The organism is Corallococcus sp. EGB, assembly GCF_019968905.1.
GTDB lineage: Bacteria > Myxococcota > Myxococcia > Myxococcales > Myxococcaceae > Corallococcus.
Genome location: NZ_CP079946.1, coordinates 2,321,730 through 2,336,259 on the forward strand (window position 1 = coordinate 2,321,730; position 14,530 = coordinate 2,336,259).

15 protein-coding genes are annotated in these 14,530 nt (G+C 69.5%); 6 read left to right on the plus strand and 9 right to left on the minus strand.

From position 1 onward, the window contains the following. Window positions 1-31: 31 nt before the first annotated feature. On the plus strand, window positions 32-649 hold the full coding sequence (gene xerC, locus KYK13_RS09780) for a tyrosine recombinase XerC (RefSeq protein WP_169824386.1): 618 nt from the start codon (window positions 32-34) through the stop codon (window positions 647-649). A 701-nt stretch (window positions 650-1,350) separates the two neighbouring features. Here the strand turns inward: xerC and KYK13_RS09785 are convergent. The 9 genes from KYK13_RS09785 to KYK13_RS09825 all read right to left on the minus strand — a co-directional run bounded on the left by KYK13_RS09785 (window position 1,351) and on the right by KYK13_RS09825 (window position 10,113). After that, window positions 1,351-2,562, minus strand: coding sequence for an AT hook motif domain protein (locus KYK13_RS09785; RefSeq protein WP_223643807.1), 1,212 nt, complete (start codon window positions 2,560-2,562; stop codon window positions 1,351-1,353). Window positions 2,563-2,570: 8 nt separating this feature from the next. Continuing rightward, window positions 2,571-3,362, minus strand: a complete 792-nt coding sequence (locus KYK13_RS09790; protein ID WP_223643808.1) for a hypothetical protein — start codon at window positions 3,360-3,362, stop codon at window positions 2,571-2,573. Continuing rightward, entirely contained in the window at window positions 3,359-3,697 is a 339-nt protein-coding gene (locus KYK13_RS09795) for a hypothetical protein (RefSeq protein WP_223643809.1), read from the minus strand. The genes KYK13_RS09790 and KYK13_RS09795 overlap by 4 nt, the downstream gene beginning before the upstream one ends. Further along, the gene (locus KYK13_RS09800; protein WP_223646575.1) at window positions 3,694-4,830 is read right to left on the minus strand and encodes a 3'-5' exonuclease; all 1,137 of its coding nucleotides are present in this window, start codon (window positions 4,828-4,830) and stop codon (window positions 3,694-3,696) included. Before KYK13_RS09800 ends, KYK13_RS09795 begins: the two co-directional genes overlap by 4 nt. Then, entirely contained in the window at window positions 4,830-6,011 is a 1,182-nt protein-coding gene (locus KYK13_RS09805; RefSeq protein ID WP_223643810.1) for a PD-(D/E)XK nuclease family protein, read from the minus strand. Before KYK13_RS09805 ends, KYK13_RS09800 begins: the two co-directional genes overlap by 1 nt. Next, a complete protein-coding gene (locus KYK13_RS09810) occupies window positions 6,008-6,664 on the minus strand; it encodes a hypothetical protein (protein ID WP_223643811.1) in 657 nt (218 codons plus the stop codon). Before KYK13_RS09810 ends, KYK13_RS09805 begins: the two co-directional genes overlap by 4 nt. A gap of 57 nt (window positions 6,665-6,721) precedes the next feature. Further along, the gene (locus KYK13_RS09815) at window positions 6,722-7,258 is read right to left on the minus strand and encodes a hypothetical protein (RefSeq protein ID WP_223643812.1); all 537 of its coding nucleotides are present in this window, start codon (window positions 7,256-7,258) and stop codon (window positions 6,722-6,724) included. A 480-nt stretch (window positions 7,259-7,738) separates the two neighbouring features. Continuing rightward, window positions 7,739-8,461, minus strand: a complete 723-nt coding sequence (locus tag KYK13_RS09820) for a DUF429 domain-containing protein (RefSeq protein WP_223643813.1) — start codon at window positions 8,459-8,461, stop codon at window positions 7,739-7,741. Continuing rightward, a complete protein-coding gene (locus KYK13_RS09825; protein ID WP_169847374.1) occupies window positions 8,461-10,113 on the minus strand; it encodes a DUF262 domain-containing protein in 1,653 nt (550 codons plus the stop codon). The genes KYK13_RS09820 and KYK13_RS09825 overlap by 1 nt, the downstream gene beginning before the upstream one ends. 238 nt (window positions 10,114-10,351) lie before the next feature. Here KYK13_RS09825 and KYK13_RS09830 point away from each other — a divergent pair, with 238 nt between their 5' ends. The 5 genes from KYK13_RS09830 to KYK13_RS09850 all read left to right on the plus strand — a co-directional run bounded on the left by KYK13_RS09830 (window position 10,352) and on the right by KYK13_RS09850 (window position 14,480). Next, complete coding sequence (locus tag KYK13_RS09830; RefSeq protein WP_223643814.1) at window positions 10,352-10,591, plus strand: hypothetical protein; 240 nt, start codon at window positions 10,352-10,354, stop codon at window positions 10,589-10,591. Window positions 10,592-10,689: 98 nt separating this feature from the next. After that, window positions 10,690-11,529 (plus strand): sigma-70 family RNA polymerase sigma factor, encoded by an 840-nt coding sequence (locus tag KYK13_RS09835; RefSeq protein ID WP_223643815.1) that lies wholly within the window; start codon window positions 10,690-10,692, stop codon window positions 11,527-11,529. Window positions 11,530-11,552: 23 nt separating this feature from the next. Beyond that, window positions 11,553-11,771: a hypothetical protein gene (locus tag KYK13_RS09840; protein WP_223643816.1), complete on the plus strand. Its 219-nt coding sequence runs from the start codon at window positions 11,553-11,555 to the stop codon at window positions 11,769-11,771. 3 nt (window positions 11,772-11,774) lie between these two features. After that, the gene (locus KYK13_RS09845; RefSeq protein ID WP_223643817.1) at window positions 11,775-12,518 is read left to right on the plus strand and encodes a hypothetical protein; all 744 of its coding nucleotides are present in this window, start codon (window positions 11,775-11,777) and stop codon (window positions 12,516-12,518) included. Between the two features lie 24 nt (window positions 12,519-12,542). Then, window positions 12,543-14,480: an ATP-dependent DNA helicase gene (locus tag KYK13_RS09850; RefSeq protein WP_223643818.1), complete on the plus strand. Its 1,938-nt coding sequence runs from the start codon at window positions 12,543-12,545 to the stop codon at window positions 14,478-14,480. Window positions 14,481-14,530: the final 50 nt, after the last annotated feature.

A 14,530-nucleotide genomic window follows, 5' to 3' on the forward strand; every position in this document is an offset into this window, starting at 1 on the left:
GAAGCCTGCATGGACGACGAGGAGAGCGACCATGACCGCCTACGCCGACACCATCTCGCGCCCCGCGCGCACCCTGACCGAGAGCGAGCAGCGCCTGCTCCTGAAGGTCACGGGTCAACACGTCGATGGCTTCCGGGACCACTGCATCTACTCGCTGGCGATGGGCACCGGCCTGCGCGAGCACGAGATCCTCGCGCTCGACGTCGGCGACGTGTTCGATGACGCCGGCCGCGCCAAGCGCCGCGTCGCGCTCCGCGTGTTCAAGCGCTCGGCGAAGGACCCGGCCCCGCAGGAGGTGCTGCTGCCCGACGTCGTGCGCGCCAAGCTCGAGAAGCTGCTGGCCGCGAGGAAGCGCGCGGGCGAGACCATCATGCCGAGCACGCCCATCTTCGTGAGCCGCCTCGGGCGACGCCTGTCCGCGCGCCAACTTCGACACGCCTTCGGCGTCTGGCAGGAACGCGCGGGCTTCGACCGGCACTTCAACTTCCACTGCCTGCGCCACAGCGCCTGCACCGCCGTCTACCGTGCGAGCCGCGACCTCCGGCTCACGCAGCGCTTCGCCCGCCACAAGTCGGTGGTGACGACCAGCATCTACACGCACCCCTCGGACGAGGAACTGCTCCGGTCGGTCCAGGGGCTGGTCTGCTGAGGGCACGGCGGGACAGCGGGCGGGGCTCGCGGCTGTCCACACCCGCGTAGGCGACGCCTCGCGACCTACTTTCTGAGCAGAACCGAACGCGCCCGCGTGCTCGGTTTCCCGCGTGGCGCTCGGTTTCGAATCCCAGGGCTGCTCAGTTTCCCAAAACTGGCCCTCTCGAAAACGGCCCCAGGCACCCTGGGGTGGGCGCGCGGCCTCACGAAAATCCGACCCCTCCCCCCTTTCGGTAGGTTGTAGGCATACGTAAGCTGATGTCGGCCCGCCGACGCCAGGGATCGGCATGGTAGGCGCGCGCAGCGGGGGCGCATCGGCACCGCCGCTAAGAGAGAAAAGCGGCGGTTCGCACCCGGCGCGCTGCGCGTTCTTGGGGAGTTGCGGCGCCTCGTCGGCGCCTCGGACGCGGAGGCCAATGGCCGCTTTCCGTGGATCCGCGCCCTCGACGCGGGCGAGGCCGGTCTCGGCGGCGGCGACTGCGAACTCGTGGGCGCCCGCGTGTTCCGGCTCGCCCGGAGGTGAGCTCGTCCTGCTCGAGCGCTCGTCGCTAGTCGGCGGCGTAAGGCCGCGGAATCCCGCGAGCAGCGCGATGCGCGCGTGTTCTTCCTGCTCGCTGTGAGCTTGGTGGGCGCGCCTCTGCGCGGCTCCGCTGGTCGCGTCGTCCTGGCCGCGTGGGCGCGCGGCGGCGCCGGGGGCGATCATCCCTCGTCCTCCTCGGCTTCGGCGCCACGAGGGCCAACGTCGGCGGCGTCGTGCGGGGCCCGCGCGGCCTCGACGCGCTCGACGGCGCGCAGCACGCGGTTCTCGATCAGCTCGTGGTCGTCCGGGTCGGCGCCCATCGTCTCGGCGAGCTCGCGCGCGAGGTTCACCAGGTCGCGCAAGGCGGGGCGGAGGTCGCGGGAGAGGTTCGGTTCCTGGTCGGCTCCTTCGAGCGAGGGGCCGGGGGGAAACCGAGCGCTCAGTTGCTTCCCCGCGCGCGCTTGCTCGGTTTCGTTGCTCACTTCCTCCGCGCGCACGTCGATGACGACGCCGGCCATCGCCGGCGTGGCGCTCTCGGTCTCGCGCATCATCCGCGCGTAGCGCTCTTGCAGCGCCTCGAGCGAGAGGATGTTCCGCACCTCCTGCCGCGAGTCGGCGCCGCCCATGATGAACTGCTTGAGGCGCACGAGCGTGTTCACGTCGGCAGGGCTGTCGGTGCGGACGCGGCCATCCTTGAGCGCCTCCTCGAACTTCACGAGGAAGTCGTCAATCATCGCGACGAGGCGAGTCTCGCCGACCGCCAGCGCATCCGAGCGCAGCTCGACGAGCTTCTCGTCCTTGCGCGCCTCGATCCGCATCGCGGCGAGCTTGCGGCGCTTCATCGTGTTGTGGCTGCGCGCGTACTCGGCGATGACGCTGGGCACGACACCGTACTTCTCGGCGAGCGCGCGGTACGAGGGGTAGACCGTCGTGGTCTTGCCGTCGTCAAGGATCTGCACCTCGCCGAACACGAGCAGCCGGTCCAGCTCCTCGAAGGGAATGAGCGGCGCGTCCTGCCGGCGAGGACGACCGGGCCTGCGCTTCTCCTTCGGCGCGTCGGGCGGGTCTGTGGTGGGCTCGGGCGAGTCCTCTGCGTTCGCGTCCGGCTCCTCGACCTTCGGAGGTGGCGGCTTCGGCGTGTCGAGCTTCGCCCGCAACTCGGCGCGGTGCTCCGTGGTGCGATGCTTCTTCGCGAACTCGGCGATGAGGCTCGGCGAGACGTTGAAACGCGCGGCGACGTCTCGCTGGGTGAGCCACACGCGCTTCGCCTCGCCATCGGGCCCGGGTACCACCTCGCCCTCGACGAGCAGGCGCTCGACCTCCTCCGGCTGCGAGAGCTTCGGCCCTTCGTCCTTCGTGGGCCTTCCGCCGTGGGCCTTCTTCTTTGCCATCGTGCTCCTCAGAAGCCGCTCGCGAGCAGCAGCGGGGACGAGGCCCCGAGCAGCGTCTTCAGGCGTCGCAGCGCCCGCGACCGCTGGCGCTTCAGCCGCTGGTACATGCGCTCGCGCTCGAGGTCGTCATCGGGTCCCAGGCGCTCGACATAGCTACGCAGCAGCTCGCGCCGGAGCACCGTCGCCTCGACGACGTCGAGCCCGCTCGGCGAGATGCCCTCCTCGACGGCGCGCTGAAGGAGCAGCGCGAGGTCGTAGAGCTTCTCGTCGGTCGAGGCCCGGCGCGGGGCGAGTGCCTCGGGATCGGCCTCGGCCACCGCCTCGACGTCGAGGCTCGGGTGCCGGTGATCGCGCTCCTTGCGAAGGAACGCGAACACCTGGCGCTCGGTCCGCTGACGCAGTCGCATCGCCACGCGATCCGTGCGCTCGGAGAGCGGCAGCTCCGTCAGCGCCGCGAGGAACGACGTGACCACGAGCTGGTCGAGCTCGTTGCCCGGGACCGTATCGCTGACGAGGCGGTTCCGCAGACGCACCAGCATCGGCGAGAAAGCGACGAGCAGCATCGACGCCCAGAGCGCGGCACTGCTCGCACGGTGCTCGCCGATGAGCGCCCGCGTTATCGCCTCCCGTGCCGGGTAGGTGCTCTCCGCGTCGTCGTCGAGCGCGAGGAGCACCGAGGCCACGTCGGGGTGCGCCTCGAGCGCGGCCTGCCTCATGCGGCCCGCCTCGAAGACGCGCCGAGGAGCGACGAGCGCCTCTCGGCGCAGCCGCTCGATGACCGTGCGGAGGGCGCTCTTCACTTGTCCCTCCGGGCCCACCACTCGGCGACGAACTCGAGGAAGTCGTCGAGGCTCAGCGCGACGAACGGCTCGGCGCGGTCGTCGCGGATGATGGCGATCGGGATGCGTCCGGGCGGGGCCGCGTCCGTGGCCTGGCGAAGCGCGGCTCGGACGTTGGGCTGCTTGCCCCGCTTGGCCTCGGGCCAGAACACCGGGCAGTCGACGTCGGGCGTCTCCTCGCCCGTGCGGAACTGAAGGCCGCGGCGGACCTGCGCGTCCGGCATGGCCTCGCGGAAGCGCTGGACGAGCTCGCGCTCGAAGCCGGCGCCCTTCCGCCGAGAGTGCGCGCCGCTCATGCCCGCACCTCCCGAACGAAGCGCGCGGGGATGCCGAGCCGCTTCGCCTCACGCAGCTCGCGCTCCATCCCTTCGGTGACGAGCTCGCCGAAGATGCGAACCTCGTCGCAAGTGGCGAGCAGTTCGAGGCAGAGCGCGAGCGCCTGCTCTCGACCCGTGGCCTCGTCAACGAGCTGCGACAGGTAGAGGTGCGGCGCGATGGGGAGCACGCCGTCGTCGAGGAGGAATTGACTGATCGCGCGGACCCGCTCGATGTTGCCGGCAGGGTCGGAGGCGAACGGGTGGCAGACGTAGACGCGTCGCCGGCGACCGGCCTCGAGCCGACGATGGCGCACCAGCTCTGCGGTCGTGTAGTGCAGCCCGTCGAGCACCTCGGCGTAGGCCTCGCTCGGGTAGTCGCGCCCGTCGTCGAGGCGCCACGGACCGTACTGACGTCGGCCTTGCGCGAGACGACCGAGGAGCGCGTCGCAGATCTGCCGCTCATCCGCCGGGAGCCCGGTGATGAGTCCGCCCGCGCGCATGCGCTCCACCAGCCGTCGGGCGACCTCGAGCGCGCAGCGCGCATCGGCGAGCGCGCGGTGCGGGTGCGGACGCTCGAGGCCCAGCAGCTTCGCCAGCGGGTCGAGCGACGTCGACGGCAGCTCGCCCGTGACGACGAGCGGCCACGCGAGGCTCGCCGTGTCGAGCCGGTGGTAGTCGACGTTCGGCAGGGCGAGACCGGCGCGTCGGAAGCCAGCATCGAGGAAGGCCCAGTCGAAGCCGACGTTGTGGCCGGCGATGAGGGCTCCGTCGAGGAGCGGCGCCACTTCGAGCAGCGCCTCGCGGAGAGGGAGCGCGTGCTCCCACGCGGCCGTCGAGAAGCCGTTGATGGCCAGCGCCTCGAGTTCGGCGTCTCCGAGGCGCTCGGGCGCGACGAGCGTCTCGTACTCGTCGAGCACCTCCAGGGTGCGCGCGTCGACGCGGACGACGCCGATCTCGACGATGTCGTGGCGCGACGGATCGAGCCCCGTCGTCTCAAGGTCGACGAAGGCGACGGTCGTCTTCGGCGCCCGGCGCTCCAGGCGCGGAACGTAGCGAGGGATGATGGGCGCGGCGTCTGCCGACGCCGGGTCGAGGGGCGGCGGGAGCAGCATCACGCCACCTCCTTCGCCCAGAAGCGCGGCGAGACCTTCTTGTTGGCGTGCGCGTCGAGCTCGGCCTTGAGCAGCGAGACGCGGGGCTTGTCGAGCTTTTTGCCCAGCGACTTGAGGAGCGCGTCGAGCGCCTTCTTGTCGATGGTCCCGAGCTTGCCGAGCACCTCGTCGCGCGAGAGCCCCGTGGCCTCGGAAAGCAGCGAGAGCGTCGGATCGAGCGGGTAGTCGAGGCTCGTCGTGGTGAACATCCGGTAGCGGACGCCGCCGAGGACGAGCTCGTCCTGCTCCGTCAGGTGCGCCTTGAGGATGTCCTCCAGCTCCTCCTTCCGCGCGTAGAGCACCTTGGCGAGGCGGGCGACCTCCTCGCGCTCGCGCGCGACGGCCTCGAGGTCCGCGAGGTCCTCGCAGAGGAACTCGCGCTTGCCCTTGAGCGCGTCGGCGTACGCCGGGCACTGCTTGCGATGGTCGCAGTAGGTGCAGTTGGCGTTGAGGCGCGCCGGGTACTCCGTCGCGGTCTCGGTCTGCCGTCCGAGCGTCTCGACGTAGGCGAGCTCGTCGGCGAGTTGCTCCTCGGTGCGCGTCGTCTCCTGCCGGACGCCGTGGCGCAGCATCCAGAACGTCAACTTCACCTTCTTCGCCCAGGGCCAGAGGCGCTGCGCGGCCACGTGGTAGAGCGAGAGCTGCAGCGAGGTGTCGACCTCGTCGCGCGTGAAGAGCTGGTGGTTGGTCTTGTAGTCGATGACCTCGACGGTCTCGTCATCGACCCAGTCGACGCGGTCGATGAAGCCGAGGACCGTGAACGGCCCCACCGGCAGCCGGAACTCCTTCTCGATGGCGAGGACGTCGCGGTGGTCGACGACGCCCTGGTCGCGGATGAAGTCGCGCAGGATGCGCAGCCCCTCGGCGAACACGTCCATGCCGGTGAGCTGCTCGGCGCTCCACGCCTCGCGATAGAGCTCGATGGCGCGCTCCTCGGAGAGCGGGCCCGAGCGCTCGTCGTCGAGCACCTCCTTCATCAGCCGCTCGAGGACGGCGTGGATGGTCTTGCCGAAGCGGAGCGCCAGCCCGGGCTCGGCCTGCTTCTTCTCGATGTAGTGCAGGCGGTAGCTGAGGGGGCACTGCTCGAATCGCGTAAGCCGCGAGTACGAGAGGTGCTGGTTCTTGAACGGTGCGTTGGTCATGAGCGCCTCGAAGGGCGCTCTGGGCGCTCAGGGTTGTTGGGGTTGGTCTTCTCGATCTTCTCGAACGAGACGATGTGCGAGCCCGGGAACACGCTCATGACGCGCGCGAGCGTCGCGGCGTGTTCGGGTGTGATCTCCTTGCGGTCCCGGCCCGTGTAAGCGGGCACCAGCCAGACGTCGCCGTACGTCTCCGAGCGCAGGAGCACCTCGACCCCGAGCGCCTTGAACGACTCGATGTTGTCGGTGGTGAAGCCGCGGAGCTGGTCGACGTCGACGGCGGGCGTCGCGTCGGCGTCGGACCTCGGAGCAACCGTCATCGGTGCGGGCGGCGACGCCTTCGGCGCCGGTGCGGGCGTGGCGACCTCGGGCAACGGGTTGCCGAACAGGTCGCGCGCCACCGGCTTCGGGGCGGGGGGCTCCTCGAGGACGGGCGCGGGCGCGACGACTGGGAGCGTGCGCTTGTTGGGCCCGTTGTGCTTCTGCCACTCGGTGCAGACGAACTCGTCCGGCAGGAGGCACGTGCCGCCCTGTTGGAAGTGGAGGCAGCGCTTGCCCTCGCCCCGCGTGTACTTCTCGCAGGTGATGCCGGGCGGACGTTCGGCGGCCGGCGTGGGCGGCGGCGGTGCTGGTCTGATGAGGTCCCTGAGAGCCATCGCGTTCCTGGCCGGCGCCTTCGAGCGGCGTCGGTGGGTGGGGAAACGCGGACTCGCTCAGCGATATGGGACAGGCTTCGGACGGGCGCCGACGAATTCGTACGCGGAGGGGACATGGAGGACGACGACGCGGCGGCGGTCCTCCTCGGGGCCGAAGCGCGCGCGCTCGGAGCGGGCAACGACGACGTTGCGGAAGTGCAGCCACCCGAAGTGAAAGAGACTCCGGGCTTCAGCCTGCGTGAGCCGTCCGCGTCCGGCCTTGAACAGCGCGGGTCCCGCCGACGCGAGGTGGACTGCGATGTGCTCGTCCTTCAGCCGCATGAAGTGCTCGCGCTCCTTCAGCGTGCCCTCCTCGATGCCGAGCAGGATGTTGAGCACCAGCTCGGGGAGCGCGTGCCGCTCGTCCTCGGCGTACCGGCGCTCGCGGTTCATCGAGCGCATCAGGCGGTCCGAGGAGACGCGCGAGATGAGCCCGGCCTGCGTGAGCCGCGCCGCGAGGCGCTGGAACTCGAGGATGAGCGCGTCGCGCTCCTCCTTCGTCGGGAACGGGAGCGGGGCGTTCGAGGCGTCGTGGTCGGTGGCGGTGTCGTTCATGGGTGGGGAAAAGCGACCCTGAACGATGGAACGGGACAGCGACCTCGCAGGCTGTGACCGGGACGGCGTTCGCGCCCGGGACCCCAGGACAGGGCCTCGGCTGACCAACGCCGTACCTGTCCACCGCTTTCTCCAGCAATGACAGGTGCTTGGCGCGACTTGGACAGCGGACGCCGTCCGGTGGGTAGCAGCACATGCGCTGCGCGGGACCTTCTTCGAAGCGCCGAAGGCTCGAAGGCGCCCCCCGAGAAATCGCGAAGTCGTTCTGAGTAGAGCTACTCGAACGAAGCTGTCCACAGGGAGAAGAGCTACGTAACCACTGAAGAAGAGAAGAGAAACGGCTGGACAGCGACGTGTCCGGGCCTGTCCACCTGCTGTCCACCAGTCCCAGGCGCGAAGTCCGTCCCGACGCCTTCAGCTTCGAGCAGCGAGCTGTGACGTGTGACGATCTTCGGGGAGGCGCGGAGGGGCCGGCGACGCTCAGCGCCAGAGCTCCATCCGCAGCCCACGCGTGTCGACCGGCGGCGACGCAGGGATGACAGCGGCCACGCCCGATGCGATGCGGGCGGCGGACCAGCACGCGATGCACGCGTCAAGCAGGTCGTCGGCCTTCACGCCCACCGGGAGACGCGGCCCCAGGAGCTTCAGGGGGGTGGCGAGCCCAAGGCGCGCCAGCAGGCGTTCACGTTCAATCCGCCCGGCCTTGCGCTTCTTGGAGTGAACCATCGGCTTGCCGCCGTTCGCTTCGGCGAAGGACAGCTCGGGATGGACTTCGCGTACTACCTGCTGGTGCTTCGGGGTGAGCGCGGCGTCGACCTGGTCGATCTTGGGCACGATGGCGAAGGCCTGCTGGGACAGGCCGGGCGCGCCTGGGTTGCTCCCTCTGTTGGCGCTCGACACCGTCGCGTAGTCGCCGCCGGCGCGACACGCCGCGACGGCGCTGCGGGTCGGAGCCGAGAAGACGCTCGATGCTCGCGATCCGAGGAGCTGCCGCGCGTCGACTTCGCATGCTCGTCCGCCGGCCACCGCGATGTCGAGGAGGCCGATGGGGATGTCGACGGCGATCACCGACGGCGCTTCCGGCAGCGCGAGCACCGCCGCGAAGTCGGGCACGACGCGCGCGACGCGGGTGTTGAGCGCCAGGTCGTTCAGCACGACGACCCAGCCCGTCTTACACCCATCGACGCCCGCGACCCACGCCATCACTCAGGGCGCGGCCAGATAGCCTTCGCCTTCATGAAGACCAGATCCGTCCGCTCGCGCAACTCTGTCTCGGTCCACCGCTCGCGCGCCGCGATCCACTTGTTCATCTCGAAGTGGCTGTCGCTGAGGAGCGCCTTCTTCTTCGGGAACGGGTCGTTCGAGAGCTCGCTGTTGTAGCCCGTGAGCGTGAGGTTCCCGAGGAGGTCGAGCCACTTCTCGTGGATGTCGTCGGCGCCAGCGCCGAGCATCGTCCGCCACTCGGCGTTCAGCGTCTGCGGCATCACGTGCTCGATCGTCGCGCTCTCGAAGGTCGCGGGCTCCTTGTGGCCGTGGTGCTCCTCGAGCGTCTCGAGCAGAAACTTGCAGCGGTCGATCGGCTGCGCATACGCGCGGTAGCGGAGGAGCGACTCCTTGAACTCCTCGTCCTTCGGCCAGCGCCGCCCGCTCGTTCCCGCCGCGAGCGTCTTGCTGAGCCAGGCGGGGATGTCGGCGTTGGGCATCTCCTTCGCGATTGAGAGGAAGATGCGCTTGAGTTGGTTCGTCGGGACGCCGCAGACCGTGCGGCGCACCGCGAAGGACTCGATCGTCGCGAGACACTTCGCGACGTCCACCGCCGAGACGATGCCCTTCGACTTCGCCTCGAGGAGCTTCAGGATGAAGGGGTTGGCGGTCGCGATCTCCCAGCGCCGCAGCCGACCGAGCCCCGTGGCAATGTTCTCGTCGATCGGCTTCTTGAGTCCAACGATCTCGGCGTAGAGCAGCGAGGCCTGCTGCATGCGCTGCAACTCGGCGGCGATGGAGGCGTCCGAGACCGAGAGCAGCCGCTTCTTGAGGACGCTGTAGATCGCCGACTTCGCGACCTCCTCGCCGGTCATCATGAGGAACTGCCTCATGAACTCGGTGAGGTGCTCGCCGGGCAGCAGCGCCTGCATCGGGAGCCACGCCTCCTCGTAGGACTTCTGCTGCGCGTTCGAGTGCAGGCGCAGGAGCAGGTAGTTCCGAATGAGGTCGGCTTGGGTGAGCGGAGCGCCCTTGGCGTTCAGGCTCTCGAAGATGAGGTACGGGTCGTCCGTGTCGCCGAGGTGGATCGCGACGACGGTGAGCCGGTTCTGGATGGCGTTAGTGAGCCGGTCGAGGTCGAGCTTCTCGCCGTCGGAGTCCGTGCCCGCGATCTTCTTCTTGAAGAACTCCAACGCCTCCGTGAAGCGCGTGCCGGGCTGGGGCTTCGCGCTGACGAGCGACTGGAAGGCAGGGCGGTCCGGCTGCGTCGGCAGGAGCTTGAAGTAGTCGAGCTCGTCGTAGTCCTCGTTGATGAGGAGCTTCGTCAGTCGCCGGTACTCCTTCGACTCCGGGTCGAGGAACGCTCGAATGGCGCAGATGAGCACCGCGATCGTCGTGAGGCGCTGCTGGCCGTCGATGACCAGGAACTTCGACACGCCGACGGGCACCGAGCGCGCGGGAGCGGTCACGATCGCGCCGGTGAAGTGCGTGGCGACCGTGTCCTCCTCGCTCCGCTCGTACTGCTCGAGGAGGTCGGCCCAGAGCGTCTCCCAGTCCTTGGTGGTCCACTCGTAGGAGCGCTGGAACAGCGGCACCATCATCTGCTTCGTGCCGTCGAAAAACTCTGTGATCTTGCTAGGACGCGCTTCCATCCGGGGCCTCAGGCGGTGGTGACGACGTAGGATCACAGACTGACCCGGGACGCGTCCAGCGTCGCGAACGCCGTCCCGGCGGCGCCCATCCCGACCGGGCCAAGGAGCCGCGCCAGGAGGGGAGGGGGGAACCCATCCCGGAGTCGCGGCGCATTCCCACCCTCGATCCCCCCATGGGCTCGCCACCGAGGCTGCTCCCGTACCCGCCGATGCCCGGTGGGCCGCGAGGAGACAGCCCATGAAGACCCAGTCCACCACCACCGACTGCCGCTGCAAGGCCTGCGGCGCCCTGCTGGCCAAGCTCGATCGTGACAGCCTCACCATCCGTCGCGGCGACATGCAGATCGTCGTCACCGGCGACAGCACCGTGTCGGTCACCTGCTACCGCGACCGCTGCCGCACGTTGAACGTGCTCGCGTCGCGCAGGCCGACCACGCCGTCGCCCGCGTCCGCGCTCCCGAGGGCGACCGCCGCGTAGCTCGCGGCCGCGTCCCTCACCTCCAAGTCCACCGAGCGCATGACGCCCTAACCACGGCCCCAAGGAGCGCCTGACGCCCGCCGGAAAGGCGGCGCGTCATGCGCGCAAGCTGGGAGGCTCTGCACGCGGGCCTCGATCGTTCCCTTCGTACTCTTCAGGCAGACCAGGCGTTTCAACAGGCGAAGCAGCAGTACCCCGCGCTCGCGGGGTTCGACGAGCCCAAGAAGCTCTTCGCGCACCTCACGAGCAAGCTCGGGGACCTTGACGAGAAGGACCGCATCCTCGGCACCCTCGTCACGCTGGTGCAGCGGCGCGAGCACCACGAGCTCGCGATCGCGCTCCTCTGGCTCGGGCTCTGGCCGGGGCTCGACGCCATCTACCGGCGCCGGCTCCGGCACTTCTCCGGCGAGCTCGACGAGCTCGTCGCCGACTTGGCCAGCGCGTTCACCGAGCTGGTCGAGCGCCTCGACCTCGATGCCGTTCACCGGGTGGCAGCGACGTTGGTGCGCAGCACCGAGCGCGACGTGATGGAGCATCGCAAGCGCGCGTGGGCCGACGACGCGCACGAGCTCAACGGCGAGCCGAACGAGCCGCTGCGCGATCTCGAGGGTGACATCTTCAGCGCGAGCTGGTTCGACAGGGCGTCGCTCCAGCGGTGGGCGGCGTCGGGCAACGTCGTCCCCAGCCTCTCGTTCGACGAGGACCTCGCGGTCCTTCGCGCCTGGCTTCAGCCGATCGTCCGCGAGGACGCCGAGCTGCTGCTCGCGGTGCTCGTGCTGGACGAGACGCAGCGCGAGGCCGGCGAGCGCCTCGGGCTCTCGCACGACGCCGCCCGCAAGCGCTTCCAGCGCGCGCTGGGTCGCCTCCGCGAGCACCTCGCGAAATCGATGTCCCACTCCGGTCGCGAGGTCCGCGTTTGCCCCCCACGAAACCGCTGAACCACCCGGAGGAGCCCGCCGACATGAACCACGCGAAGCCCATCCCCAGCCCGACCGACGACGACTTCGTGCGTCTGCCGGGCCTCTTCCGCCGCTGGGAGATCGAGCAGGTCGTCGACCCCGGCGTGGACTTCCACCTCGAGGAGGCCGGCGAGTCCTCCGACGGAACCCCGCTCTTCGCCGTGTACCGGCGCGAGCGGACGACGAGCAGCGGCAACCCCAACCCGAAGAAGGAGCAGTGACCAATGGCACCGAGCATGTGGCAGCAGACCGAAGAGCTGGCGAAGAAGCACGACCAGGGCGGGAGCCTCTGGCTCAAGCTCGCAGGCGACGGCGACAAGGCGGTCGTTGTCTTCCTGGGTGAGCCGCACCCCCGCGAGGTCTGCTTCGTCGACGGCAAGTACGTCGAGTTCGACGACAAGCTGAAGGCGCAGGGCCTCAAGCCCTCGCTGCGCGTCGCGCTCAACGTCGCGCTCTTCGACTCGAAGGAGGTGAAGGTCCTCGAGCAGGGCGTGATGTTCTTCAAGGACCTCGTCCGCGTGCGCGAGAAGTACGGGCTCGAGAAGTGGGCCTTCGAGATTCAGCGCCACGGCGCCGCGAAGGACCCGAAGACGACCTACAGCATTCTGCCCGAGCACCAGCTTTCGGCCGAGCAGCAGAAGGCCTTCCAGGCGCTGCCGCAGCACGACCTCGCGAAGCTCTACTCGGGCGAGGGCGATGACAAGGGCAGCTCGCTCGACAGCTTCGACAAGAAGGCCGACGCCAAGGGTGACGGCACCATCTCGCCGAACGTCGCGCAGGGCATCGTCACCGCGCTCAAGGCTCTCCCACGCGAGGCCACCGACCGCTTCCTCCAGAAGTTCGGCATCCAGCGCATCAAGGAACTGCCGACGTCGCAGGTGGAGAAGGCGCGCGCGTTCGTCGAGCAGCTCCAGACGGAGTCCGCCGCGCCTGCCGCTGACGAGACCGAGGTCGACCCGTTCGCCTGAGCGCCGCGGCGCGAGGAGCCACCCATGAATGACTACCTCTCCGAGGTCTTCGGGGACGGCGGGCTCTTCGCCTCGCGGTTCCCCGGCTACGAGATGCGCGAGGGCCAGGTGGCGCTCGCCCGCATGGTCGACGAGGCCATGCGCGGCGGGCGCCACACCCTCGGCGAAGGTCCCTGCGGCACCGGCAAGAGCGTCGCGTACTCGGTGCCGGCCGTCTGGCACGCGCACCACGACAAGAAGCGCGTCGTCATCGCGACGGCGAACATCGCGCTGCAGGAGCAGCTCGTCCGCAAGGACCTGCCGATGCTCGCGAGCGTGCTGCCCTGGCCGTTCACGTTCGCGCTGCTGAAGGGGCGGAACAACTACCTCTGCCTCGACCGCATGGCCGAGAGCGAGGCGCGCGGCGAGCTGCGTGGCCTCTACTACGACGACCAGCAGCGGCAGGTCGACGACGTGCTCGCGTGGGCCGAGGCGACGAAGACGGGCGACGTCTCGGAGCTGGCCTTCATCCCGCAGGCGCAGGTCTGGTCGCGCTTCTCGGTCGGCTCCGAGGAGTGCAAGGGCGACGGGTGTCCGTTTCGTGGCGACTGCTTCGCCGAGCGCGCCAAGGCGACGGCGCAGGGCGCGGACATCATCGTCACGAACTACCACATGCTCTTCGCGCACCTCGCCGTGCGCGAGGCGACGGGCCAGGACCTCGTGCTGCCCGCCTTCGACCTGCTCGTGCTCGACGAGGCGCACGAGGCCGCGGAGATCGCCCGCGAGTTCTTCGGCTTCACCGTCTCCGAGCACACGCTCGGGCGGCTCGCGTCGGCCGCCGCCGACCTCGGGAACAAGCAGCTCGCGGGGGAGCTTCGCCAGGAGGCGCAGCGCCTCTTCGCGACGCTCGCCGACTACGCGCGCTCGCCCCGCTACAAGAAGCGGCTCAAGGCTCCTGGCTTCGCCTCGGACGCGGGCCTCCAGCGCTCCCTCGGCAAGCTCGTGGCGCTCGCCACGGCGCGTGCCGAGGACGAGCTCGCAGAGAAGAAGGAGCGCGCCACCGCGCGCAACGTGGCAAAGAACGCCATCATCGCCGGGGCGCGCCTCGCCGAGGGGCTCAGCCAAACGGACGCGGGCAAGAAGGTCTACTGGCTCGAGGTGGACTCCAAGGGCCGCGCGAAGCTGCGCGCCAAGCCCATCGACGTGAGCGACCTGCTGCGCGAGGAGCTGTTCGCGCGCTGCCCGTCGGTGTCGCTGGTGTCGGCGACGCTCACCACCTCCGGCACCTTCGACTTCGTGCGCCGCGAGCTCGGCGTGCCCGAAGGCGCGCTCGAGGTCATCGCCGAGACGCCGTTTGACTTCCAGTCGCAGGCGCTGCTCGTCGTGCCGGAGAAGCTGCCAGACCCGCGCGACGCTGACTTCATCGACGCGGCCGCGCACGTCTTCCAGCAGGTGGTCGAGGCCTGCGATGGACGCACGCTCGGCCTCTTCACGTCGTACCGGAACCTCAACGCCGTCTACGAGCGCATCGATGGCGGTCGCCACCGCGTGCTGCGCCAGGGCGGCCTCCCGCGCGCCGAGCTCACGCGCCTCTTCAAGGAGGACACGGGCTCCATCCTGCTCGGCACCGAGAGCTTCTGGACCGGCATCGACGTCGCGGGCGAGGCGCTCACTGGCCTCGTCATCGACAAGCTGCCGTTCCCGCCGCCCGATGACCCGGTCATCGACGCCATCTGCGAGCGCGACCCGCGCGCTTTCGACAACTACCTCGTCCCGCTCGCCATCATCGCTCTGCGCCAGGGCGTCGGTCGCCTCATCCGCTGCAAGACGGACGTCGGTGTCGCCGTCATCCTCGACAAGCGCATCGCTGAGAAGGGCTACGGCCGGAAGTTCCTCAAGAGCCTGCCGCCGATGCTCACGACCCGACACGTCGAGAACATCTCCCGCTTCCTCGAGGAGGCCGCCTATGCGCGCGCGAGTTGATGCGGCGCTGACGCTGGACGTCCGAGAGGTGCCGCCGAAGGTCGTCGAGC

Coding starts and splice junctions, on each gene's coding strand:
- xerC (WP_169824386.1), top strand. CDS start 32: ATGACCGCCTACGCCGACACCATCTCGCGCCCCGCGCGCACCCTGACC.
- KYK13_RS09785 (WP_223643807.1), bottom strand. CDS start 2,562: ATGGCAAAGAAGAAGGCCCACGGCGGAAGGCCCACGAAGGACGAAGGG.
- KYK13_RS09795 (WP_223643809.1), bottom strand. CDS start 3,697: ATGAGCGGCGCGCACTCTCGGCGGAAGGGCGCCGGCTTCGAGCGCGAG.
- KYK13_RS09800 (WP_223646575.1), bottom strand. CDS start 4,830: ATGCTGCTCCCGCCGCCCCTCGACCCGGCGTCGGCAGACGCCGCGCCC.
- KYK13_RS09805 (WP_223643810.1), bottom strand. CDS start 6,011: ATGACCAACGCACCGTTCAAGAACCAGCACCTCTCGTACTCGCGGCTT.
- KYK13_RS09810 (WP_223643811.1), bottom strand. CDS start 6,664: ATGGCTCTCAGGGACCTCATCAGACCAGCACCGCCGCCGCCCACGCCG.
- KYK13_RS09815 (WP_223643812.1), bottom strand. CDS start 7,258: ATGAACGACACCGCCACCGACCACGACGCCTCGAACGCCCCGCTCCCG.
- KYK13_RS09820 (WP_223643813.1), bottom strand. CDS start 8,461: ATGGCGTGGGTCGCGGGCGTCGATGGGTGTAAGACGGGCTGGGTCGTC.
- KYK13_RS09825 (WP_169847374.1), bottom strand. CDS start 10,113: ATGGAAGCGCGTCCTAGCAAGATCACAGAGTTTTTCGACGGCACGAAG.
- KYK13_RS09830 (WP_223643814.1), top strand. CDS start 10,352: ATGAAGACCCAGTCCACCACCACCGACTGCCGCTGCAAGGCCTGCGGC.
- KYK13_RS09835 (WP_223643815.1), top strand. CDS start 10,690: ATGCGCGCAAGCTGGGAGGCTCTGCACGCGGGCCTCGATCGTTCCCTT.
- KYK13_RS09840 (WP_223643816.1), top strand. CDS start 11,553: ATGAACCACGCGAAGCCCATCCCCAGCCCGACCGACGACGACTTCGTG.
- KYK13_RS09845 (WP_223643817.1), top strand. CDS start 11,775: ATGGCACCGAGCATGTGGCAGCAGACCGAAGAGCTGGCGAAGAAGCAC.
- KYK13_RS09850 (WP_223643818.1), top strand. CDS start 12,543: ATGAATGACTACCTCTCCGAGGTCTTCGGGGACGGCGGGCTCTTCGCC.